This is a genomic window from Paenibacillus sp. 102, from assembly GCF_039549175.1.
Lineage (GTDB): Bacteria > Bacillota > Bacilli > Bacillales > Bacillaceae_G > Bacillus_A.
The window spans coordinates 775,089-800,022 of record NZ_JBCGHT010000001.1; the positions used below are offsets into that span (position 1 = coordinate 775,089).

The following is a 24,934-nucleotide window of genomic DNA, read 5'->3' on the forward strand; positions in this document are numbered from 1 at the left end:
CACATATAAGTCGCTGCCACGAAGAACAAAAAGTTACCTACATTCGTCTGTTTTCTTTGTCTTCACTCGGCGCGGGGCAGGAAAAGGAACTGACTGCTTCTAGGCATAGCCGGATGCCCTCTTCCATCTAAAAAAGCTTTATAATTTCTATAGCTTATACAAAAGTAAACGGATCTGTATGTAACCCTGAAGCATGAATTTGCACAGCAAATTTTTTCTCATCTACTTTTTGTTGTAATTGCTTTTGCACACCTTGTTTCATTACTTTTTCAACATTATGTCCTGGGTCAACAATATTTAATCCGAGCATCATCGCATCGTGTGCAACATGATAATACATATCACCCGTCACATATACATCTGCTCCTTTAAATTTCGCTTGCGTAATATATTTATTCCCATCACCGCCAAGCACTGCTACTTTTCGCACTTTATCATCTACATTTCCAACAACTCGTGCCCCTTTTACATCTAATGCCGATTTCACATGATCAGCGAACTGACCCAATGTCATTTCTTCTTGCAAATATCCAATCTTACCAAGCCCTAATGTTTCTCCCTTATTATCAAGTGGATACACATCATAAGCAACTTCCTCATATGGATGTGCTGTTAATATTGCTTTTACGACCTTCCGCTCCAGTGAGACTGGAATAATCGTTTCAATTCTCACCTCTTCTACACGCTCTAACTGCCCAGTTTCGCCTATATGAGGCTTTGTCCCCTTCCCAGGCAGAAATGTACCTATCCCTTCGCTATTAAACGTACAATGGCTATAGTTACCGATATCTCCTGCCCCAGCATCCCCAAGTGCTTTACGAACTTCTTCAGCATGCGTTACAGGCACAAATACAACAATCTTTTTCATTTCTTCCGAGTATGTCGGAACAAGCACTTCTGTATTTTGCAATCCCAGTGCCTCGGCAAGTAAGTCATTCACTCCACCTTTTGCTACATCGACATTTGTATGTGCTGCATAAACAGCGATATCGTTTTTGATACAAGTTTCAATAATTCGTCCATACGCCTTATCTGTATGAATTGCTTTTAGTGGATTAAAAATAAGAGGATGATGAGCAATAATCACATTCACTCCTATTTGAATCGCCTCTTCTACAACTGCTTCTGTAACATCTAATGCAATCAATACATGCTGAACCGGCTTATTTAACGCCCCAATCTGTAAGCCAATCTTGTCACCTTCCATTGCTAGGTGCTTTGGATACATACTTTCAAATAAAGAAATTACCTCATGCCCATTTGGAATTTTACTCATGATAAAACCTCCTCTATCATTTTCATTTTCTCATTCACTTCATTCCGCTTTGCCTTCGTATCTCCCGATTCTGTCGCACGCTCAAGTTGCTTCAAGATATTCTGAAAATTTTTCATTTCGCCTTCCCACTTTTCTACAAAAGCATCACTTTTTTCTTTCATCAAAAATGGTCCAATAAATAACTCAGCTTGTTTATTTTCGTTGTAAGGCGATAACGGATTACCTTTTTCCCCAACTAAAATCTCATAAATCTTACCGTCTTCTTTAATAATTTTCTCATGGATAAGCTCCCACCCATTTTCAATAAACCATTCACGAATATGATGTGCAGCAATATTCGGTTGTAAAATCAAACGCGTTACACCCTCTAGTTTTTCTTTTCCGGCCTCTAAAATATCACGAATTAACGCGCCACCCATACCAGCAATTGTAATCACATCAACCTCTCCTGGCGTAATGACAGCTAAGCCATTCCCTTTTCGAACATCTACCTTTTCTTGTAAGCCACTCTCCGCCACTGTAGCCTGTGCAGAACGGAACGGTCCATCTACTACCTCCCCAGCTACCGCCTTTGTAGCAATATGATTTATAATTGTATAGCACGGTAAATACGCATGATCAGACCCAATATCTGCAACTGTAGATCCTACAGGAATTTCCCTCACTACTTCTTCTAATCTTTTTGAAAGCTTCACTTCATTCATTTATTCCCATTGCTCCTTCTCTTTTCAGTCTGTCTCCATGATAATGAATTTACAGCCCTTGTTGCAAGTAAAGAAACAAAACAATTCATTTATTTCATCGTATTTTAGAATGAAAAGAAAAAACAAGCTCCTCGCCATAAGCAAAGAACTTGTTTCACAGATCTTATTCCACTATTTACAGGCAATAAAATTCCCACGAATTAACGAATTAAAGGTTCACCTTATTTTTTCTTCGATAGCCAATCAGCTACTTTAGAGGCTTGGTCAGCTGGAATTAAATTTGGTGGCATATTCCCCTTTCCTTTTACGATTACTTCTTTAATTGCATCTTTGGAAAGTTTTCCACCAACTTTTTGTAAGTTAGGACCTACTGCTCCTTGCAACTGATCACCATGACAGCTCGCACAACTCTGTTTCACAATATCTTCTGGTTTCGATGCCGTTTGCGCTGGTTTCCCCCCATTTTTCGCATCGGCTATCTCTTTAGATTTATATAACCCCTCAAACGAAAATACAAACATAATAACAATCCCTATTACAGCAATGAGTGCGAACGGAATCAACGGATTACGTTTCATATTTCTTCTCCCCCCTCTACGCCCCTAATAGTTAGATGATTCAGTTATTTCCATTGTACTTGAAAACGCTCTATCAGAAAAGACAAAACTATCAGTTGTTACAAATATTCCATAAATTCAGTTTATTGATTATCTCCCTTTTATCACATATTATTTTGATAAATATCAACGCTTCTCATCATATTTTTTGTTTTTCTGCATATATTTTTGTATAGAATAAACGAAATTAATCGAAAAATCGAAAAATGAGCATTTGCAAATCAAAAGACAATTCTGTAAAATAAATTACAAGAATTGTAATCGTTACTCACAGCTATATTTTAACAAAAATTAACAAAATAAAAAAGTTTACTTCACAAATGTGAAGTAAACTTAAAAAGAACTCTATTCTAAGAAATCTTTTAGACGTTTGCTACGGCTTGGATGTCTTAATTTACGAAGCGCTTTTGCTTCAATTTGACGAATACGCTCTCTCGTTACGCCGAATACTTTCCCAACTTCTTCAAGCGTACGAGTTCGTCCATCATCTAAACCGAAACGAAGACGTAGAACATTTTCTTCACGATCTGTTAGTGTGTCTAACACATCTTCTAATTGTTCTTTTAGCAACTCATATGCTGCATGATCAGCAGGTGATGTTGCTTCTTGATCTTCGATAAAATCGCCTAAATGTGAGTCATCCTCTTCACCGATTGGTGTTTCAAGAGAAACTGGCTCCTGTGCAATCTTTAAGATTTCGCGTACTTTTTCTGGAGCAAGATCCATTTCTTCTCCAATTTCTTCTGGAGATGGTTCACGTCCTAAATCTTGTAACAATTGACGCTGTACACGGATTAATTTATTAATTGTTTCAACCATATGAACTGGAATACGAATTGTTCTCGCTTGGTCTGCAATAGCACGTGTAATCGCTTGGCGAATCCACCAAGTTGCATACGTACTGAATTTAAAACCTTTGCGATAATCGAACTTTTCAACAGCTTTAATTAGACCCATGTTTCCTTCTTGAATTAAGTCTAAGAAGAGCATACCACGACCTACATATCGTTTTGCAATACTTACAACAAGACGTAAATTCGCTTCCGCAAGACGGCGCTTCGCTTCTTCATCACCTTCTTCAATGCGTGTTGCTAAGCGGATTTCTTCTTCAGCAGATAGTAGGTCGACACGGCCGATTTCTTTTAAATACATGCGAACAGGGTCATTGATTTTTACACCTGGTGGCACACTTAAATCATTTAAATCGAATTCTTCTTCTGTCTTTGTAATTTGGTGATTATTCGGACCTTCATCGTTGTCGCCAACTAAATCAATTCCTTGTTCACCTAAATATTCATAATATTCATCCATTTGATCGGATTCAATTTCAAATCCATTCATGCGTTCTGCAATCTCTTCATATGTAAGAACGCCACGTTTTTTTCCGAGCTCAGTGAGTTGTTCCTTCACTTGCTCAAGGGTCATATCAGTTTCAATTTGTTTAGAACGAGCTGGTTTATCAGCCATTTGTTCCCCTCCTTACGCGAGATACAAACATTCATTATAATAAAATTTTATACAAAAAGCTATCTTCTTGCTTTCTGATTTTGTAAATATGCTGCATAAAATTTTGCAGCTTCTACTGGATCTGTTTTTTCCATTTGCTTTAATGCAAAAATGGTTTCCATTTTTTTAAGCTTTTGCTTATGTCGGCTTAGCGCCTCAAAGTGTCCTTGCAATACCTCATCTGTGTATTCTGGATTAATGAATTCATCCGTTGAAATATTGGTGATAATATTTTTCAATTTCTCATCAGAGAGCCAACTCAAGAAATTCCCGACTGAAGGTTCATTTCCCTTTTCATAATATGCGTACAGTTCATATAAAATCCCTTTATGTTCTTCCGTATGAAAATCTTCTATATGAGGTTCGATACGGAAAGCAACTTCTGCACTTTGTAGCATATGGTAAATGAGCTCTCTTTCCGCTCTTTCAAAACCTGAAAATTTAGGTTTTGCCTGAACGATTTGAGGCGGCTTAGAAATTTGCTTCGTTTGTTTTTGCTGTATCTTTTGTTCTTTGCGATATTGGTGTAATTGGCCTAAAAGTGTTTCCATTGAGTAAGCAAATTCTTGCGATAATGATTTTAAATATGACTCTGCTTGCATTGCATCTTGCAATAAAGCTAGCTCCTTTAAAACACTTTTCACATATTCTTCTTTACCAGACTCATCTTGCAAATTTTTCCCTAAACGCAAGTAATTTATTTTGAATCCAACAAAACTTATACTAGCCTTTACAAGATTTTCAAACGCCGCTGTTCCATATTGTTGCACATATTCATCAGGATCAAGCTTATCTGGCAATGAAGTAACCTTGACGTGACAACCAACTTTCAATAACAATTGCCCTGCTTTCATTGTCGCTTCTCGTCCTGCTTTATCACCATCATAGCAAAGAACAACAGTTTCAACATTACGCCGCAGAAGTTTCGCCTGTTCTTCTGTTAGAGCTGTTCCCATCGTCGCAACTGATTCTTCAATTCCGCTTTTTACAGCAGCTACTACGTCAGCATATCCTTCAAATAGAACAACTTGCCCTCGTTTTCTGATAAACGACCTTGCTTGATGGAAATTATACAGCAACTTACTTTTGTGAAAAATAGGTGTTTCTGGGCTGTTTAAGTATTTCGGAGTATCATCTCCTAATGCCCTTCCACTAAACGCCGCTACTTTTCCTTGCAGTGTGTGAATTGGAAACATGACCCTTCCGCGAAAGCGGTCATGTTGACTGCCATCTCTTTCACTCCGTACAAGTAAACCAGCTTGTTCCATGGTTGATAGCGAAAAACCTCTTTTTTGCAATATTTTTGCTGCTGCATCCCAAGCTGGCGATGCATAACCAATTTCAAACTTTGCAATCATCTCTTTTGTAATACCTCGATTTAGCAAATAAGAAAGAGCCTCATTCCCCTCTTCCGTATTTACTAAAAGATGGTGATAGTATTTTTTCAAAAGTTCGTGAGCCTGTAACATAATGACACTGTCATCAGATATGTTCTCTTGTTGTTCTTGCCCTGATGTATAATCTACAACTGAAATATTATTTCTTTCTCCAAGCTTTTGCACAGCTTCTATGAAAGAGAGTCCTTCCATCTTCATCAGAAACGAAAAAACATTTCCTCCCTCTCCACATCCGAAGCAATGAAAAATTTGCTTATCTGATGAGACAGAAAATGAAGGTGAATTCTCACCATGGAATGGACACAGCCCAAAATAATTGCGCCCTTGCTTTCTGAGCTGAACATACTCACCAATCACTTCTACAATATCAGATGATGTCCGAATCTGTTCAACAACTTCTTCGGGAATTCTGTTCCCCATAACTCCATCTCCGTGTCGTATTTTGTATTCGATACAAATTAAAGGATTCCTTTATAATTCGACAATATTTTTTCTAAATTTGTTAAAAAGCATTGTCGGTCATGCATTGAAAATGATTTTGGACCTTTTGTATAGGTCCCCTGTCTGCGTAACTTCGCAGATACATATCTACTATATAAAATTGTATCCATTTGCTCATCAGTCACAAATGTACCTCGTGGAGATAATACATATACTCCTTTTTTTACAAGAAGACCAGCAAGTCCCATATCCTGTGTGATCACGAGATCTGAGTCTTTGGCGTGTTTATAAATATAAAAATCCACCTCATCTTGCTCAGAATCTACATATATCCAATTTCCCTGCTGTTTTCTCGAACGATGGGCGTAGGATGTGACAAACAAAATTTCGACATGAAATTTTGTTCCAACTCGCACAATTTCATCCTTCACAGGACATGCATCTGCATCAACTAGAATCTTACTGATGTTTTGCATATTTCTGTATTCTACATCCCTTCTGTGAATCCTTCCATAATGTGCGTTTTCTTGTCCGGATTTTTGTCGATTTTACGTAAATGTATACCTTTTCCGTAAATCCTATCCCTAGTTTATTCTGAAAAATTAAAGTCTAAACGTAAAATGTACCTTTTTATCACAATTTTTTATTATAATATATTTTCTCTAACTTCGCTACATATCCTTTAAAATTTCATCTAGCTATTTATAGCTAGTATTACTCCACCTCAAGATCCAAGTAGAAATAAAATTTCAGAAGAGAGATAAACCACCCGTACAAGCCCGATTAGCTAGAACTAATAATTATTGGAAATGAAAAACACAATGATTAAAGTTTCACTTTATCTCGAGCGAAAAAAGCACATTCACCTTTGGTAAATGTGCTAAAACATTTTTTGGTTTTGCACTGCATTCACAATAATATTTGCTGTTTCCTCAATCGCCTTATTTGATACATCGATAACTTGACAGTTTATTCTACTTACTACTTTCTCAAAGTGATCAATTTCTTCTTTAATACGATTGATGTTCGCATATGTTGCTCCATCACTTAACCCAAGTGATTTCAGTCGTTCTTTTCGAATGTGATTTAACTTATCCGGTGTAATTTTCAAACCGAAACATTTTTCTTTTGCAACTTGATATAATTCTTCAGGCGGATCCACTTCTGGTACAAGCGGCACATTCGCAACCTTCAATCGCTTGTTATGAGCTAAATATTGGGAAAGCGGTGTTTTTGAAGTACGTGATACTCCTATCAAAACGATATCCGCTTTTAAAATTCCGCGCGCATCTCTACCATCATCATATTTAACAGCAAACTCGATTGCTTCAATCTTTTTAAAGTATTCTTCGTCTAATCTACGCACAACGCCAGGTTCATACCTTGGAACTTGTCCTGTAATCTCCTCAATTTGATCGATAAGAGGACCAATAATATCATAGGCCTCTACTCCCTCTTTTGCTGCTTCCGTTAGCATATATTGACGCATTTCTGGTTTCACTAACGTAAAACAAATAAGCGCTTGATTACTCTTTGCAATTGAAATTACTTCTTTTAATGTCCCTGCATCTTCCACATAGGGTACACGTCTAATATCCGGAGCGAACGGAAACTGTCCCATTGCAGCTCGAACAACTAAATCAGCCGTCTCTCCAACAGAGTCAGATACGACATATACGATTTTATTATCCATTACATTACCTCACTTTAAACAAATTACACTTATTCATTATTTACTAAATTCACAAATGCACGCGTAATATTTGTTTTTGTAATTCGACCAACAACTTCTAATCCTTGTTTCGTGTCTTTTACAACTGGTACAGCATCAATCTGTCTTTCTATTAATTCCATCGCAACATCATATAGAGAATCCTCCCTACGGCACATTGCGATATTTGGCATCCTTGTCATGATAATATTAACCGGAAGCGATGTTAAATCCTGCTTTCCTAAGCTTGCACGTAACAAATCTTTACGAGAAACTACCCCCACTAAAAGCGTCGCTTGCTCTACAACAAATAAAGTACCAACATCTTCTAAAAACATAGTACAAATCGCATCGTATACGGAAATATTTTTATCAATTACGACCGGTCTAGATTGATAATCTTGTACCTTAACTTTCTTAACAGCTTCTGATAATAACTGTCCCCCAGTTTTCCCTGTATAAAAATAACCGACACGTGGACGTGCTTCTAAATAACCTGCCATCGTTAAAATCGCTAAGTCAGGTCTTAACGTTGCACGCGTTAAATTTAATTGTGCCGCAATTGATTCCCCTGTAATAGGACCGTGATCTTTTACAATCTGAATGATATGTTCTTGCCGTTTATTCAGTTCTATGATAATCACCACCTTCAATGCACAACGAAAAAAGTTATACTATCTCTTAAATATTATATACTAAATATGCTTTTCGAAAAAGAAAGTATGTAAAAAGGACCTGTATATGGTCCTCGTTATATTTGAAATTTATCAAGTTGTTCAAGAAAACGCCTCGATTTCAAATAGATTCCACAGTATTCATCATAATATGTATTTAATACTGTACGCATTTGCCGCTTCGTTCCATCCTTGACAGATACATTGCCAAGGCGAGTTAAATCAAAATGATAAAAGAGACGTAGCAATTTATGAACAGCCTCTCCTACCGGAATACGGTATGGATCTTGCTCTGCATGGCGCGAGCACAGAAAACCGCCTTCCCGGACAGAGAAGGCGACAAAATCTGTTTCATGGTGACAAATTGCACATGTATCAAAGTATGGATGCATCCCGAGTACTGGAAGCATTTTCGTTTGATAAATTAAAGACAATACTTCAGGATCAACACCCTCGCACATGTAGTGCAACGTTTGATATAGCATTTCAAATAAATACGGATTATGTTTCTTATCTTCAGTTGCTTTATCGGTCAATTCAACGATAAATGATGCATAAGCAGTTAAAAATATATCTTCACGAATTTCTTTCATAGATGAAATTATTTCACCTTGTTGCAAAGTCCCAAGTCCAGACCCCATTTGAATCAGAAAGTGGCCATGTGTCATAAGTTGCGAAATAGATGCTAACCTACTTTTCGGTTTTTTCGCTCCTCTTGCCATTGCACTTACTTTTCCAAGTTCACGGGAGAATATCGTAACAATTTTATTCGTTTCTCCGTAATCTGTTGTCCGGATGACAATTCCCTCAACTTTTTGAAACATGTTCGTCACCATCCAAGGTTTGAACAAAACGGGTCACGAAATTGGAGAATCTAGATGCGCTAGCTCCTCGTCATGTTGATCCATCTCATCGTTTACGTCTTTTTCCATTTCCTTCAAAAGCAAATACGTCTCAATGCTTCCTGTCTTGGAGAAAAACTTCCAGGTAAAATCTAGCATAAGAATCCACCTTTCTCAGTAAGCGTAGCATATAAACCAATTTCTTTTGTTGTTATTAAAATGACCCATTTTGTCCATTTTCATGTGAGAAAAATTTTTCCTAATTTCTATTAATACTCATCTTCACGGAAACCAAGATCGCGAAGCTGTGACATTTTATTACGCCAATCTTTTTGGACTTTTACCCACACTTCTAAGAATACTTTCGAACCGAGAAGTGCTTCAATATCAAAACGAGCTCGCTTCCCAACTTCTTTTAACATCTTCCCTTGTTTCCCGATAATAATTCCTTTTTGTGATGGGCGTTCTACAATAATTGTTGCATTTACATAGACCGCTCCGCCTTCACGCTTTTGAATTGCATCAATTACAACCGCCACTGAATGTGGTACTTCCTCACGTGTTAAATGAAGCACCTTTTCACGAATCAGTTCTGCAATAATAAATCTCTCCGGATGATCTGTTACTTGGTTGTCTGGATAGTATTGCGGTCCTTCTGGTAAATATTTTTTAATCGCTCCGATTAACGCCTCAACATTATTACCATCCAATGCAGAAATCGGTACAATTTCTGCAAATTCATGTAGCTTGCGATATTGATCGATTAATTCTAGCAATTGTTCTGGGTGAACTTGGTCAATCTTATTGATTACTAAGAATACCGGTTGTTTTGTTTCTTTTAGTTTTTCAATGATAAACTCTTCACCACGACCAAACCCTTCAACTGCATTGACCATAAATAATACAATGTCAACTTCTTTTAATGTCGTTTGTGCCATTTTCACCATAAAATCGCCTAGTTTATGCTTTGGCTTATGTATTCCTGGCGTATCAATAAAGATGACTTGTGAATCATTTTCTGTGTATACACCTTGAATTTTATTACGAGTTGTTTGTGGCTTGTCACTCATAATTGCAATTTTTTGACCAATAATACGATTTAAAAATGTAGACTTTCCAACATTCGGTCTTCCAATTATAGAGACAAAACCTGATTTATAACCTTTTCTATTCATGTAAATCCTCCGCTAAAAATGCTCCTGGTAACAATTCACCCACTGTTGTTTCCTGAATGTCACCATGTAAATTTGATAAGTATACTTTCGTATCCTGTTTACATAATTCTATCATAACTTGACGACACGCTCCACAAGGAGGTACTGGACGATTCGTATCCGCCACTACCGCAATGGCTACAAATGCTTTATCTCCTTCAGAAATTGCTTTGAATAAAGCTGTTCTTTCTGCACAATTACATAATCCATATGATGCATTTTCAACATTACATCCACGGTATACTTTTCCATCTTCCGTTAATAACGCTGCACCTACTTGAAACTTAGAATATGGTACATATGCCTGCTTGCGCGCTTCGATTGCTTCTTGAATTAACTCTTTGCTGTTCATGCTCTCGCATCCTTCCCATTCACAATTGCGAAAAGATAAAATGAAACTTTTATTAACGGCGTTCTTAACGCTACCAAAGCATAACAAAAGCTTCGGAATGCAACTATACCATATAAGGTAAAAAGATAATAGCACCAATTATAACAGCTATAACAGTAAATAATAACACTGCACCAGCTGCTACATCCTTTGCAATTTTCGCAAATAGTTTAAAATCTGCTGTCGCTAAATCAACTGTTTTTTCAACTGCTGTATTAACCATTTCCAAACTCATTACAACCCCAATTATAATGAGTAATATGAGCCATTCAGTTATCGTTACATGGAAATAAAAGCCGCAGCATATAACAATAACTGCGGCTAAAAAATGAATTTTCATATTTCGTTCGTGACGAAGACAAAAGTATATACCAGCTATAGCATATCCAAAACTATTTATAAGTTTTCCTTTTTTCATCTACCTAATCCAAATGCCTCTAAAATTTCCTTTTGCTTTCCAAACATCTCTTTTTCATCTTCATCTGTCATATGATCATAACCAAGTAAATGTAAGAATCCATGTAACGCTAAAAACCCTAGCTCTCGATCAAAGGAATGTCCATATTCTTCAGCCTGTTCTTTCGCTCTTGGAATGGAAATAATAAGATCCCCTAGCATACGCGGCATTTCCACGCCAACGATTTCTATCTCGCCTTCTCCCATATCCTCCATTGCAAAAGAAATAACGTCTGTCGGTTGATCTTTATCGCGATAATCACGATTAATTTCTTGAATACGTTCATTATCAACAAATGTAACAGAAAGCTCTGTTCCATCTTCTACGTTCTCGATTCGTGCAGCTTGCTCTAGCAAATCGCGAATCATATTCAAGTATTCTTCTTTCACTTCTTCTGTTTCATCAAAAAAATCTATTAATAAACTCATTCTGTCACCTTTTCTTCCGGTGGTTCCGGATATTTAATACGAGAATGAAAAATACCATTTAACGTTTCACATAAAGTTTTCCCAACAATTTGTAATTCTTTAAATGTCAAATTACATTCACTAAACTGTCCATCCTGCAGACGATCTTTTATAATACTTTGTACTAAATTATTAATTTGTTCTGGTGTTGGATGGTTCATAGAACGCACTGCCGCTTCAACGCTATCCGCAATCCCAACAATCGCAGACTCTTTTGAAGTCGCTTTTGATCCTGGATAACGGAACATTTCCTCTGTATATTTCTCTTTATCTTCTTTAATTGCTTTATAGTAAAAATATTTAAGTAATGTCGTTCCATGATGCTGTCCTGCAATATCAATAATTTCTTGCGGAATATGATGTTCTTCTAACATCTTTACTCCATTTGTCACATGAGCAATAATAATATCTCTACTCATTTCAGGATCTAATTTATCATGCGGGTTTTCAATTCCCATTTGGTTTTCTATAAAGAAATGAGGCTGCAACGTTTTCCCGATATCGTGATAATACGCACCAACACGCGCTAATACTCCATTTGCTCCAACCGCCTCACAAGCTGCCTCAGAAAGGTTAGCAACCATAACACTATGATGATATGTCCCCGGCGCTTCTAATAAAATTTTTCGAAGGAGCGGATGATTTGGGCTTGAAAGCTCCATAAGTTTCATACTCGATACAATTCCAAGACCACTTTCTAAATATGGTAAAATTCCCATAGCTAAAATGGACGAAATAATACCAGAAGCTGCCGCCATTAATAGCTGCGAGCCAATTTCAAGTGGTGAAAAATTACCATTTCGTAAGAGTAATAACGCAGCTAATACAACTACATTTAAAACAGAAACAAGGATACCCGCCTGTAAAATCATCGTACGTCGGTTTTTTTCTTTCAAAAAGATGCTAACAGATAAAGAACTTAGTAAAACATAAATACCTACACTATAGTTCAGTGTACTCGTTACACCTTCGTTAAACAGAATACTACTGCATACAGAGAAAATCATACTTGTAATAAAAACGAAGCGATCGCCAATCATTAACTTTACAAGTATTGTTCCCATTGCAACCGGAACAATATATGCAATACCAGCGTATTCTAGTTTTTGGAATAAACTAATGATTTTCATCAAAACAACTGTAATCGCTACAATCGTTGTATAAGCTAAAATATACGGTTTTTCTTCTCTTTTCAATTTTAAAAACGATTCAAATTGTTTATGCATGAAGAATAAGAGCACACCAATAAAAATTGCTAATCCTACAAATGGTTGGAATGTATTTCCATGTTCAAGAAGTCCAACTAATTTCAACTGATCATATACTTCTCTTGTAATTGTGTCGCCTTCTTTAACAAGAATTTGCCCTTGCAAAATATGCACTGACGCTACTCCATCCATCGCCTTTTGTTTTTGTTCTTTTGTAGCAACTGAATCATAAAAATAGTTCGCTTCAATTGCATATTTCCCAAGCGTGTTAAGCGCTTCTTTTAAATCACTATTCACATTAACATTACGTATTTCATTAACAAAGCGCTCTTTTGCTTCATTTTCCTCATTCATCTTAATATGCGTACTCATAATATTATTGATTGCTGTCACAACAGCATCTCTTGCCAACGTCAATTGATCCGGTCCAGCATTTACCAATTGTAACAGTACAGAATCAGATAAACTTTTTGTTAAATCCGTAGGTAATTTCTTTTTTATCTTTTCTAATCGTTCCGCAGCAGAAATCTTTTTCTGTTCATCAGGACCGGCAACCTTCGTCTCAGCTTCCACTTCTTCTATCGCACCAAAGACAGAGTTTACAATATCTACTTTATTTTGCTTGTATTCACTTCGATATGTATATTGGTCTTCAACCTTTTGAGCAGCTTCTCTCTTCTTTTTATCCGTCGTTACTTTATCTTCGATTTTGATAGGAGAGTGGATTGTTTGTTTAGAAATAGATAGCATTTTAACATCTAGTTGCTCTGGTTTCACATTGTTCATAAGTGCAAAAAACAGTACCGCTCCTAATAAAATATAAGAAATCCAGCTTAGTTTTTTCGAATGTTGTATGTTACGAAACCACCTAGAAATTTCTTGAGATCTTGACATGATTTCAATACCTTCTCCTCTCCAGACATAAAGTGAAACTTTAATCAGTGGGTTTTTTTCTTCATTCCTACTAATTATTAACCCTCACCAATCGGGCCTTTTATGAACAGGCTTCTAAATTGCACTGCACATTCATACGTAAATAAATATACTTGTCCACCCTTTAATGATAGTAAAAAATAGGCTATTCGCCAACCCTTTCATCTACCTCTATCATACAAAAAGAAATGATCCTTACAGATAGGATCATTCCATTTTATCATATGCCTCGATAATCCGCTGCACAAGTGGATGCCTTACAACGTCAGACTGGTCTAATTTAACAAACGAAAGCCCCGATACACCTGATAAAACATGCGCAGCAACTGAAAGCCCTGATTTCACACCCTTTGGTAAGTCAACCTGAGATGGATCACCAGTAACAACCATTTTTGAACTAAAACCTAGGCGAGTTAAAAACATTTTAATTTGGGCACCAGTTGTATTTTGAGCTTCATCTAAAATAACGAAAGAATCATCCAGCGTTCGCCCTCTCATATATGCAAGAGGTGCAATTTCAATCGTTCCTCTTTCCATCATACGTTGCGTATATTCTTGCCCAAGAATATCATGGAGAGCATCATATAAAGGACGTAAATACGGATCTACTTTTTCTTTTAAATCACCTGGTAAAAAACCTAAGCTTTCCCCTGCCTCTACAGCTGGTCTTGTTAAAATAATCTTTTTTACATACCCTTGTTTTAAAGCTCGTACAGCCATTACCACAGCTAAATACGTCTTCCCTGTACCAGCAGGCCCGATTCCGAATACAATATCATTCTTCTTCAGCGCATGAATATACTGCCTTTGGCCCATCGTCTTTACACGGATGGATTTACCTTTTGCTGTTTTAAAAATTTCCTCTTCGTATAACTCTTCAAAATGAGCTATTTTCCCTTGACGACCAAGCTGAATTGCATATGCAACATCTCGTTCAGAGATTGATACACCTTTACGAATAACAGCAAGTAATTGCTGTAAGGTTTTTTCAACAAGCGCCACCGCTTCATCTGTTCCAGATACACGAACAGCTTCCCCTCGCGTTATAATAGATACAGCAAGTTCTCGTTCAATTACTTTTAAATGTGCATCATTCACTCCAAATAGAGCAATTGCTTCATTATGATTTTCCACTTGTTGATTCATTTCTACTAATTGTTCTGCCATTACTCAGTCTCCTTGAATATCGGATTCAGATATCGGTTGTGGCTCTGCAATATTTTCAATCACTGTATAATGTAATGTTATTCTTAGATGATTCGCCTCAACCTCTTTATGCAAAATCTTATCACTTACAATCATAGCATGTTCATCCAGTTTTTTCTTCAGTTCTTTTTCAGCCATTTCTTTCGCTACTTGTATTGCTTGTTTATCTGTATATTCACGATTCGCTTCTTCCTCTTCACGCACAATTTCCTTTTCATAAGAAATAGGCAATGTAAAACCAAACAGTTTCACATCATGTTTGACATTTTCAGTACGAGATCGCTTATACTTATCATGCTGAAATCCCCATATTTTTATTTTAACACTTCCAAGACGAAGATAATGCCCATTATATGAATTTCCTGTATACACTTGAAAGGTTGTTTTTAAAGGAACTGTTACCTCTGATTCATACCACGTTTCTCCATATACAATCCCTTTAGCAGAAACAATTGTTGGATTATCCTCCTTTCCAAACATCCCCGACACAAGAAGTTGTCCCTTTTGCACATAATCATTTTTCATTACAACTGGTTTTCCAGTTTCCACAAATGTTTTTGTAATTATCGCCTCTTTTTTGGCAATTAAATTTTGTGGTTTTCGCTCTTTTTCCTTTTCCGGTTCATTTTTTTCAACGATTTTAAAATGATATGTTGTCCCTTTTATCTCTAAGCCAGCCCATGTAATTGCATTAATATTATCCGTTAAATGGCGCTGAACATCCTCTACACTCGGCATTTGAAATTGCAGCCTTCCTTTTTTAATGCCCATTTTGTCCAATTCTTTCATAAGAATATATTCTGTTTCCGGTTTCGCCCCTGTAATCTCGATTTTCCAGACCATATTGGATAAAGCAATCATACCGAAAAAAAAGATAAGAAATCCAATTAGAAATCCACTATTCTTGAGCAAACGCTTATTCCAAAACGGAAAACCGAAACGCCCAATAAAGTATAGCTTACATTCATTTTTTCGATAGATCGGTCTCAGTCGCTTTACATCACGAAGCAACATACAAAATACTAATGTATCTTCTGTAATCTTCTTTACATCCCATACAAGCAAATTTCTGCGCACACACTCATTAATGAAACGTTCCACTCCTCTACCTTCAATTCGAACTTTTACATATCCAACCCACCGCATAAACCATTGATTTTTCATCGTTCGCCTTCACTACCTTTCTCAAAAAGCACAAGTGTTACGTCATTATTCTAACCAGTGCTTTCCTCACCTTTTATCATTCAAATAGCTCGTACGAAACGAAATAAGAAGGAAAACTTCACGAACGGAAGTTTCATTATGATTTATCCTTCTTCTCATTTTCTAAAAACGTCACTTGTTCAATAATTCCTTCAAGCAAAAGCTCTTCTGGAAGAATTGTTTTAATAACAAATGATTGCCCTTTTATTAATAATTGACCATGTTTTAATAACAACCGCACTTCTTTATCTGTAAATACTAATAACCCTCGATGATTCTCTATATAAATATGTACTTGCCCGACAAGGGTAATACGAGGTAGATCCATTAGTACATCCACTGGTATGTCTATTTGCTTCGTTAGCCAATTTTTCATTTGCACTAATTTCTTCATCTCCAAGACCCCCTCTCATCCCATATGTATGAAAAAAGAGCCTGTAATATCACGTCCAAACAGAAAAAAGCATAAAAAAACGTCTCATTTCTCATGAGACGCTTTTTTATGCTAATAGCTGTGTAACCAGCTTATTCACTAGTGATCCGTCTGTTTTACCTTTTACTTTCGGCATAACAGCACTCATCACTTTACCCATATCTGCTTTAGAAACAGCTCCAACTTCAGAAATAACTTGCTTAATTACATTCGCTAGTTCTTCCTCTGTTAATTGCTCCGGCAAATATGCGCTTAAAATCTGAATTTCACTTTGCAGTTTATCAACAAGGTCTTCACGACCAGCTTTTTTAAATTCAAGGAGGGAGTCCTTATACTGTTTTACTTCACGAGCTAAAACTGTTAATTCCTCTTCTTCAGTAAGAGTATGTTGCAGTTTAATACCTTCATTTTGTAAAGCAGCCTTAACCATACGAATGACGGTTAATTTTTCTTTTTGTTTATTCTTCATCGCTTGTTTCATATCATCGTTTAAACGACCGAGAAGACTCATAACTTACACCCTCTCTTAGAATTTACGCTTTCTTGCCGCTTCAGATTTCTTCTTACGTTTTACACTTGGTTTTTCATAAAACTCGCGCTTTCTTGCTTCAGCAAGTGTACCAGTTTTAGAAACCGATCTTTTAAAACGGCGAAGTGCATCCTCCAAAGACTCGTTTTTACGAACGACTGTTTTTGACATTCTCTTTCCCTCCCTCCGAAACATCACACTTACATACTAACTTCAGCATGCAAAAAGAAACACTTCTTCAGCATGTCTTTTACGATTATAATACATTTTATCACTTCAGGTCAACTATTTGACAGAATAAAAGAAGAGTAGATGCTCGGGTTCTACATAAATTCGTTCTAATTGTGTATTATAACTGCTGTATATTTTATATAAATACAGATTGAAAGATCGACATAAAACCATTCCTTTTAGATGGGAGAGAGGCTCCGCACAAGAAAGCAAAAAACGCTTTCTGTACGAAAGAACCTTTACCAGTCGGGTCTAAACAGGGCACTTCCGCTTTTAAATCAATAATCAGTTGTTGCTGTTTTTCCACTTACTAGGGCTACGCCTGCACTTGTACCGATACGCGTTGCTCCCGCTTCTATCATTGCATCCATGTCTTGTCCGTTACGAACACCACCTGAAGCTTTTACACCGATTTCTGGTCCGACTGTTTTTCTCATTAATGCTACATCTTCTACTGTTGCCCCGCCCGTTGAGAAGCCAGTTGATGTTTTCACAAAGTCTACGCCTGCTTTTACAGACAATTCACAAGCGCGAATTTTTTCTTCTTCTGTTAATAGGCATGTTTCAATAATAATTTTTACAAGCGCTTTTCCTTTTGCAGCTTCTACAACCGCACGAACGTCGCGCTCTACTAATTCATCATTTTTATCTTTTAACGCACCAATGTTAATTACCATATCAACTTCCGTTGCACCTTTCGCAATTGCATCTGTTGTTTCAAATGCTTTTGTTTCTGGTGTATTTGCCCCAAGTGGGAATCCGATCACTGTACAAACTTTTACATCTGTACCCTTTAATAATTCAGCTGCTGTTTCAACCCAAGTAGGGTTTACACATACAGATGCGAAGTCATGTTTCTTTGCTTCTTCACATAATGTAACAATCGCTGCTTTTTTTGTATCCGGTTTTAATAATGTGTGGTCAATTAATTTTGCATAGTTCATTTTTTATATGCTCCTTTCTTCACTACGCGGTTGTCTGACAACCATAACGGTTAGCATTATAGCATGAAATATTACAACTTCATATCTTAACTTATCCCCCAAATAAAAAAGCATGCAAACCTTTTCGTTTGCATGCTTTCATATTACGCACTTGCTGATTCTTTTTTTACATCCTCTTCAAGAACACGAACAAATTGCGCTTCGTTATATGGATAACCAGCTTTTGTAATTTTCACTTTTACAAGCTTACCAATTAATTCTTCAGATCCTTCAAACACGACTTTTAAGTAGTTATCTGTATAGCCTACATATAATCCTTCGCGATCACCATCTTTGAAAGTCTCTTCTGGAATAATCTCAAGAACTTCCCCTTCAAATTGAGAAGCATATTCTTTCGCTAACTGATTCGATAATTCAATTAAACGGTGAACACGATCATTTTTCACATCTTCAGGAATTTGGTCATCCATACGTGCAGCAGGTGTACCTGTTCGTTTTGAATAAGGGAAAACGTGCAGTTCAGAGAAACGGTTTTCTTTAATGAAATTGTACGTTTCCATAAACTCCTCTTCCGTCTCACCAGGGAAACCAACAATTACATCTGATGTAATCGCAAGACCTGGTAGTGCCTCTTTCAAACGATCTAAGCGCTCTTGGAAAAATTCCATCGTATATTTACGGCGCATACGTTTTAGTACCGTATTAGATCCTGATTGCAATGGAATGTGCAAGTGGCGCACAACTACTTCAGATTTATCTAATACTTCAATTACTTCATCTGAAATTTGGCTCGCTTCAATTGAAGAAATACGAAGACGTTTCAAGCCATTCACTTCAGCTTCCATGTCGCGAAGTAATCCAGCTAAGTTATAATCCTTCATATCTTCACCGTATCCACCTGTATGAATACCAGTTAATACGATTTCTTTATAACCTGCATCCACTAATTGCTGCGCTTGATGAATAACTTCTTTTCCATCACGAGAACGCATTAAACCACGTGCCCAAGGAATAATACAGAACGTGCAGAAGTTATTGCAACCTTCTTGTATTTTTAAAGATGCACGTGTACGGTCAGTGAAATAAGGTACATCTAATTCTTCATATACACGTGTTTTCATAATATTGCGGACCGCATTAATTGGCTGACGCTCTTTACGATATTCTTCGATATATCCTAGCATTTTTTCACGATCTTGCGTACCCACAACGATGTCCACACCTGGAATCGCCATAATTTCTGCTGGAGATGTCTGCGCATAACATCCCGTTACACAAATAACAGCGTCTGGATTTTGACGTACAGCACGTCGAATAACTTGACGGCTTTTTTTATCTCCAGTATTTGTTACTGTACATGTATTGATTACATACACATCAGCTTTCTTTTCATATTCAGTTCTATCATAACCACCTTGTTTAAACAATTGCCAAATCGCTTCTGTTTCGTAGTGGTTTACTTTACAACCTAACGTATGGAACGCAACAGTTGCCATTGATCATCACCCCATCAATTCAAAATGATAAGAAGCGGCACTTAACGCGTAAAGCGGAGCCGTTTCTGTTCGTAAAATCCTTGGTCCTAAACTACATGGTACAAATTTATATTCGTGAAGTGCGGAAATTTCCTCTTCAGACAATCCACCCTCTGGGCCAAATACAATCAACAGTTTTTGACCATGTTCAAGTGCCGTTAAAGCCTTCGCAAAATTAGCTTTTTCACCTTGCTTTGCTTCCTCTTCATACGCCACAAGACAAACATCATAATCACCGCTCATCTCAAGCAATTGTTTAAATGATGCCGGAGCATGCACATCCGGAATTTCACTTCTATGCGATTGTTCCGCCGCTTCTTTCACAATTTTTTTCAAACGCTCAACTTTTTTATCTGCTTTTTTCGCATCCCATTTTACGATAGAACGAGATGCTTGAAATGGTAAAAATGCGGCTGCCCCAAGCTCAGTTCCTTTTTGAAAAATCAACTCTAGCTTGTCTCCTTTTGGCAGTCCACTTGCGATCGTCACAAACACTGGCAGTTCGCTTGACGCCTCTACCCATTCTACAATAGTACTATCCACAAATTCACTGGTAATTTCAGCAATTGTACACATTGCTGTTTTACCGTTAACACAACAATAAATGTGATCACCAGCTGACATGCGCATCACTCTTGCGATATGGTGTACATCATCACCTACAATACGAATACTTGCATCATTTACATACTTCTCTTCTACAAAATAACGTTGCATCTCATCACCTTAGCAAGGTTTCGTTCCTTTCGTAAGTCCTCACTTACGAAAAGAACGAAACGTTATCATTTTAATATAACAAACGGCAAGTCCCTCACCTTTATAGCGAGAGACTCCTCCATTCATTATAATCATAAATTATATATTACGCATTTCGTGCAATGATTGCTACCCAATCTTCCATCCTTAGCACTTCTTCAATTGTAAATCCAGCTTTTTCTAGCGCTTCAGAAATCGTTTTTTCTTTTGCTGCAATAATACCAGATGTAATAAATAGCCCTCCCTGTTTTACAACTCGCGCTGCATCTTCAGGGAATAAAAGAATAATTTCCGCAAGTAAATTCGCTACAATTAAATCTACCGGGCCTTCAATACCTTCTAATAAACTATTTTGTCCTACAGATACGACATCGTCCGTTTTATTTAAACGAACATTCATCTCTGCACTTTCAACTGCAACTGGATCTAAGTCATACGCCTGAACAGATGCCGCACCTAATTTTGCCGCAGCAATACTTAATACACCAGAACCTGTTCCAACATCAATTACTGTATTACCTGGCTGAACTGTTTTTTCTAACGCACGAATACACATCGTTGTTGTTGGATGTGTTCCTGTACCAAACGCCATACCTGGATCTAACTCAATGATTTTTTCATCTGGAGAAGAAGGTGTATACTCTTCCCATGTTGGCACAATTGTGAATGTATCAGAAATTTGAACTGGATGATAATATTTTTTCCAAGCATTCGCCCAATCTTCCTCATCGACTTCATTAATTGTAATGTTCCCTGTACCAATTTCGATGTCGAAAGATGGAAGTACGTCAATAGATGATTTTACACTCGCAACCGTTTCATGTAAAGAATCCGTTTGGGGGAAATATGCTTTTATTAACACACCATCCTCTGGATATTCAGCTGGATTGAGCGCATAAATTTCACCATACTGTTGCTCACGCTCTTTTGTTAATTCTGCCGGATCTTCAATCGCTACGCCACTTGCACCCGCTTCGTGCAAAATATGAGAAACAGCTTCTACTGCTTCTTCCGTTGTATGAATACTAATTTCTGACCATTTCACAATTTACCAACTCCATTTTTCATTTCCATTATTCCCCTTTGAAAGCTCGCTTAAGCTTTCCGAATAAGCTATCATCTTGATCTTCTTGCCCTGCAAATTCACGCAATAATTCTTTTTGATGTGATGTTAATTTTGTTGGTACAACAACACGAACGACAACGTATTGATCACCTTGGCCATACCCACGTACATTTGGAGCTCCTTTTCCTTTTAGGCGGAATTCCGTGCCAGTTTGTGTTCCTGCTGGAATTTTCAGTTTCACTTTTCCATGAACCGTTGGGACTTCCACTTCAGCACCAAGTGCTACTTGCGTAAATGTTAATGGCATTTCACAAATAATATGATCCCCATCACGCTCAAAGAATTCGTGATTTCTTACATGAACAACAACATATAAGTCTCCAGCCGGGCCACCGTTCACACCCGCTTCACCTTTACCAGACACACGGATTTGTTGACCATTATCAATACCTGCTGGAATTTTAACGTTAATTTTTTTACGTTTACGTACTTTTCCAGAGCCATGACATGTTGTACATTTCTCTTTAATCATTTGGCCTGTTCCTGAACAATGTTTACACGCTTGACGATTCACAATGCGACCAAACGGTGTATTTTGTTCTACACTTACTTGACCAGATCCTGAACAATGTTTACACGTCTCTTTGGAAGTCCCTGGTTTCGCACCACTGCCATGACATGTATCACAAGGGTCTTCTACCGGAATTTCAATATTTAATTCTTTACCAAAAATTGCTTCTTCAAATTCTAAAGTAACTTGGTATTGTAAGTCAGCACCCTGGCGTGGTGCATTTGGATCACGGCGTCTACCGCCACCTCCGCCAAAGAATGAACTAAAGATGTCTTCAAATCCGAATCCACCACCAAAGTCTCCACCACCGAAGCCGCCAAAACCTTGATTTGGATCCGCATGACCAAACTGATCGTATTGCGCACGTTTTTGATCATCACTTAACACTTCATACGCTTCTTGTACTTCTTTAAACTTTTCAATTGCATTTTCTTCTTTACTTACGTCTGGATGATATTTTTTCGCCAAACGACGGTATGCTTTTTTAATTTCATCTTTTGAAGCGCCCTTGCTAAGGCCAAGAACCTCATAATAATCTCTTTTATTCATAAATTTGTAACCCCCGAATCTTTCACATAAACGTAATTTTAACACCGAAAGAAAGTGTTTTGCAACAAAGTTTCCTCACTTACAGTATGCAAAAAGAAAAACGTAAGACTCTCAGATGAAAGACTTTGTTTATACTAAGCCCTTTTCTTATTCGTGAAAAAAGCCAAAGCCAAGGCACGCTTGACTTTGACTTTTTGTCATCTTACTTATTATATTTTACTGTATTACTTGTCTTCTTTTACTTCTTCAAACTCCGCGTCAACTACATTATCTTTTTTCGCGCCAGCGTCTTGTGCTCCTTGTGCACCTTCCGCTTGCCCTGCAGCCGCTTGAGCTTGCTCATACAGTTTAACAGTTAATTGTTGTACGATTTCTTGAAGAGCATCTTTTTTCGCACGGATTTCATCAAGATCGTTTTTCTCGATTGCCGCTTGCAATGCTTCTTTTGCTTCTGTTGCTTTCGCTACTTCAGCTGCATCTACTTTACCTTCTAAATCTTTTACAACTTTTTCTGTTTGGAATACAAGTTGGTCAGCTTCGTTACGAAGTTCAACTTCTTCCTTACGTTTTTGGTCAGCGTCAGCATTTGCTTCTGCTTCTTGTACCATACGATTTACTTCCTCATCAGAAAGACCTGAAGAAGATTGGATTGTAATAGCTTGCTCTTTGCTTGTTCCTAAGTCTTTCGCACGTACGTTAACAATACCGTTCGCATCGATATCGAATGTTACTTCGATTTGTGGAATACCACGTGGTGCTGGCGGAAGGTCTGTTAATTGGAAACGACCTAGTGTTTTGTTATCAGCTGACATTGGACGCTCACCTTGTAATACGTGAATGTCTACTGCAGGCTGGTTATCAGCAGCTGTTGAGAATACTTGTGATTTACTTGTTGGAATTGTAGTGTTACGCTCAATTAGTTTCGTAAATACACCGCCCATAGTTTCAATACCTAAAGAAAGTGGAGTTACGTCTAATAATAGAACGCCTTCTACATCGCCAGTAAGTACTCCGCCCTGTACTGCAGCACCTAACGCTACAACTTCATCAGGGTTTACACCTTTATATGGCTCTTTACCAGTTTCACGTTTAATTGCTTCTTGTACAGCTGGGATACGAGTAGAACCACCAACAAGGATAACCTTATCTAATTCGCTTGGAGCAAAACCAGCGTCTTTTAATGCACGACGAGTTGGCTCTAATGTTCTTTCAACAAGACCTGCTGAAAGCTCTTCGAATTTTGCTCTTGTTAAGTTTAGCTCTAAGTGTAATGGACCAGCAGCTCCAGCACTAATGAATGGTAATGAAATTTGTGTTTGTGTTACACCTGAAAGATCTTTTTTCGCTTTTTCAGCTGCATCTTTCAAACGTTGAAGTGCCATTTTATCTTGGCTTAAATCAATGTTATTTTCTTTTTTGAATTCAGCTACTAAATGATCGATGATAACTTGGTCAAAGTCGTCACCACCAAGACGATTGTCACCAGCAGTTGAAATAACTTCAAATGTTCCATCTGCTAATTCAAGGATAGATACGTCAAATGTACCGCCACCTAAGTCATATACTAGAACTTTTTGTTCTTCGTCTTGTTTTTCTAAACCGTAAGCAAGCGCTGCTGCTGTTGGTTCGTTAATAATACGTTCTACTTCTAAACCAGCAATACGACCAGCATCTTTTGTTGCTTGACGTTCTGCATCGTTGAAGTATGCTGGTACTGTGATAACAGCTTTCGTTACTGTTTCACCTAAGTATGCTTCAGCAGAAGCTTTTAAGTTTTGTAAAATGATTGCAGAAATTTCTTGAGGTGTGTAATCTTTACCTTCAACTTCTACTTTGTAATCTGTACCCATGTGACGTTTAACAGACATGATTGTATTTGGGTTCGTAATTGCTTGACGCTTCGCTACTTCCCCAACTTGACGCTCTTCATTTTTGAAAGCTACAACAGAAGGTGTTGTACGGTTCCCTTCTGGATTTGGAATAACCTTTGGTTCTCCACCTTCCATAACAGCTACACAAGAGTTTGTTGTACCTAAGTCAATACCGATAATTTTACTCATGGCGAAACCTCCT

General features: G+C 37.4%; 26 protein-coding genes. All 26 read right to left on the reverse strand.

The genetic code is table 11. The features are described from left to right. Nucleotides 1-154: 154 nt before the first annotated feature. A complete protein-coding gene (locus AAIE21_RS04140) occupies nucleotides 155-1,276 on the reverse strand; it encodes a Nif3-like dinuclear metal center hexameric protein (protein WP_343265585.1) in 1,122 nt (373 codons plus the stop codon). After that, nucleotides 1,273-1,980: a tRNA (adenine(22)-N(1))-methyltransferase gene (locus tag AAIE21_RS04145; RefSeq protein WP_343265586.1), complete on the reverse strand. Its 708-nt coding sequence runs from the start codon at nucleotides 1,978-1,980 to the stop codon at nucleotides 1,273-1,275. The genes AAIE21_RS04140 and AAIE21_RS04145 overlap by 4 nt, the downstream gene beginning before the upstream one ends. A 221-nt stretch (nucleotides 1,981-2,201) precedes the next feature. Beyond that, a complete protein-coding gene (gene cccA / locus AAIE21_RS04150; protein WP_343265587.1) occupies nucleotides 2,202-2,558 on the reverse strand; it encodes a cytochrome c550 in 357 nt (118 codons plus the stop codon). Between the two features lie 384 nt (nucleotides 2,559-2,942). Next, a complete protein-coding gene (gene rpoD, locus AAIE21_RS04155) occupies nucleotides 2,943-4,064 on the reverse strand; it encodes an RNA polymerase sigma factor RpoD (protein ID WP_003200669.1) in 1,122 nt (373 codons plus the stop codon). 59 nt (nucleotides 4,065-4,123) lie between these two features. Then, complete coding sequence (gene dnaG / locus AAIE21_RS04160) at nucleotides 4,124-5,920, reverse strand: DNA primase (RefSeq protein WP_343265588.1); 1,797 nt, start codon at nucleotides 5,918-5,920, stop codon at nucleotides 4,124-4,126. Between the two features lie 38 nt (nucleotides 5,921-5,958). Then, nucleotides 5,959-6,417, reverse strand: a complete 459-nt coding sequence (locus AAIE21_RS04165; protein ID WP_343265589.1) for a YaiI/YqxD family protein — start codon at nucleotides 6,415-6,417, stop codon at nucleotides 5,959-5,961. Between the two features lie 404 nt (nucleotides 6,418-6,821). After that, a complete protein-coding gene (locus tag AAIE21_RS04170; protein WP_241814800.1) occupies nucleotides 6,822-7,634 on the reverse strand; it encodes a pyruvate, water dikinase regulatory protein in 813 nt (270 codons plus the stop codon). 29 nt (nucleotides 7,635-7,663) lie between these two features. Continuing rightward, the gene (gene ccpN, locus AAIE21_RS04175) at nucleotides 7,664-8,296 is read right to left on the reverse strand and encodes a transcriptional regulator CcpN (RefSeq protein ID WP_026049141.1); all 633 of its coding nucleotides are present in this window, start codon (nucleotides 8,294-8,296) and stop codon (nucleotides 7,664-7,666) included. Between the two features lie 107 nt (nucleotides 8,297-8,403). Further along, nucleotides 8,404-9,150, reverse strand: coding sequence for a DNA repair protein RecO (gene recO, locus AAIE21_RS04180; RefSeq protein WP_343265590.1), 747 nt, complete (start codon nucleotides 9,148-9,150; stop codon nucleotides 8,404-8,406). A gap of 33 nt (nucleotides 9,151-9,183) precedes the next feature. Next, a complete protein-coding gene (locus tag AAIE21_RS04185; RefSeq protein WP_000883923.1) occupies nucleotides 9,184-9,327 on the reverse strand; it encodes a YqzL family protein in 144 nt (47 codons plus the stop codon). Nucleotides 9,328-9,437: 110 nt separating this feature from the next. Continuing rightward, nucleotides 9,438-10,343: a GTPase Era gene (era, locus tag AAIE21_RS04190; protein ID WP_343265591.1), complete on the reverse strand. Its 906-nt coding sequence runs from the start codon at nucleotides 10,341-10,343 to the stop codon at nucleotides 9,438-9,440. Continuing rightward, entirely contained in the window at nucleotides 10,336-10,734 is a 399-nt protein-coding gene (locus AAIE21_RS04195) for a cytidine deaminase (protein ID WP_001085019.1), read from the reverse strand. Before AAIE21_RS04195 ends, era begins: the two co-directional genes overlap by 8 nt. Nucleotides 10,735-10,837: 103 nt before the next feature. Further along, on the reverse strand, nucleotides 10,838-11,191 hold the full coding sequence (locus AAIE21_RS04200) for a diacylglycerol kinase family protein (protein WP_343265592.1): 354 nt from the start codon (nucleotides 11,189-11,191) through the stop codon (nucleotides 10,838-10,840). Next, a complete protein-coding gene (gene ybeY / locus AAIE21_RS04205) occupies nucleotides 11,188-11,658 on the reverse strand; it encodes an rRNA maturation RNase YbeY (RefSeq protein WP_343265593.1) in 471 nt (156 codons plus the stop codon). Before ybeY ends, AAIE21_RS04200 begins: the two co-directional genes overlap by 4 nt. Further along, nucleotides 11,655-13,799, reverse strand: coding sequence for an HD family phosphohydrolase (locus AAIE21_RS04210; RefSeq protein ID WP_343265594.1), 2,145 nt, complete (start codon nucleotides 13,797-13,799; stop codon nucleotides 11,655-11,657). Before AAIE21_RS04210 ends, ybeY begins: the two co-directional genes overlap by 4 nt. Nucleotides 13,800-14,045: 246 nt before the next feature. Continuing rightward, the gene (locus AAIE21_RS04215; protein WP_343265595.1) at nucleotides 14,046-15,005 is read right to left on the reverse strand and encodes a PhoH family protein; all 960 of its coding nucleotides are present in this window, start codon (nucleotides 15,003-15,005) and stop codon (nucleotides 14,046-14,048) included. A 3-nt stretch (nucleotides 15,006-15,008) separates the two neighbouring features. Next, nucleotides 15,009-16,208 (reverse strand): sporulation protein YqfD, encoded by a 1,200-nt coding sequence (gene yqfD / locus AAIE21_RS04220; RefSeq protein ID WP_343265596.1) that lies wholly within the window; start codon nucleotides 16,206-16,208, stop codon nucleotides 15,009-15,011. A gap of 136 nt (nucleotides 16,209-16,344) precedes the next feature. Beyond that, nucleotides 16,345-16,641, reverse strand: coding sequence for a sporulation protein YqfC (gene yqfC / locus AAIE21_RS04225; protein ID WP_017150774.1), 297 nt, complete (start codon nucleotides 16,639-16,641; stop codon nucleotides 16,345-16,347). Nucleotides 16,642-16,747: 106 nt separating this feature from the next. Then, entirely contained in the window at nucleotides 16,748-17,191 is a 444-nt protein-coding gene (locus AAIE21_RS04230) for a GatB/YqeY domain-containing protein (RefSeq protein ID WP_343265597.1), read from the reverse strand. 15 nt (nucleotides 17,192-17,206) lie between these two features. After that, a complete protein-coding gene (gene rpsU, locus AAIE21_RS04235) occupies nucleotides 17,207-17,380 on the reverse strand; it encodes a 30S ribosomal protein S21 (RefSeq protein ID WP_000048061.1) in 174 nt (57 codons plus the stop codon). A gap of 338 nt (nucleotides 17,381-17,718) precedes the next feature. After that, nucleotides 17,719-18,384 (reverse strand): deoxyribose-phosphate aldolase, encoded by a 666-nt coding sequence (deoC, locus tag AAIE21_RS04240; protein WP_343265598.1) that lies wholly within the window; start codon nucleotides 18,382-18,384, stop codon nucleotides 17,719-17,721. Between the two features lie 143 nt (nucleotides 18,385-18,527). Then, on the reverse strand, nucleotides 18,528-19,880 hold the full coding sequence (gene mtaB, locus AAIE21_RS04245; RefSeq protein WP_343265599.1) for a tRNA (N(6)-L-threonylcarbamoyladenosine(37)-C(2))-methylthiotransferase MtaB: 1,353 nt from the start codon (nucleotides 19,878-19,880) through the stop codon (nucleotides 18,528-18,530). A 6-nt stretch (nucleotides 19,881-19,886) separates the two neighbouring features. Then, entirely contained in the window at nucleotides 19,887-20,636 is a 750-nt protein-coding gene (locus tag AAIE21_RS04250) for a 16S rRNA (uracil(1498)-N(3))-methyltransferase (RefSeq protein WP_343265600.1), read from the reverse strand. A 145-nt stretch (nucleotides 20,637-20,781) separates the two neighbouring features. Continuing rightward, nucleotides 20,782-21,720, reverse strand: coding sequence for a 50S ribosomal protein L11 methyltransferase (prmA, locus tag AAIE21_RS04255; protein WP_343265601.1), 939 nt, complete (start codon nucleotides 21,718-21,720; stop codon nucleotides 20,782-20,784). Nucleotides 21,721-21,748: 28 nt separating this feature from the next. Then, on the reverse strand, nucleotides 21,749-22,861 hold the full coding sequence (gene dnaJ / locus AAIE21_RS04260) for a chaperone protein DnaJ (protein WP_343265602.1): 1,113 nt from the start codon (nucleotides 22,859-22,861) through the stop codon (nucleotides 21,749-21,751). Between the two features lie 224 nt (nucleotides 22,862-23,085). Next, entirely contained in the window at nucleotides 23,086-24,921 is a 1,836-nt protein-coding gene (gene dnaK, locus AAIE21_RS04265; RefSeq protein ID WP_343265603.1) for a chaperone protein DnaK, read from the reverse strand. Nucleotides 24,922-24,934 lie beyond the last annotated feature (13 nt).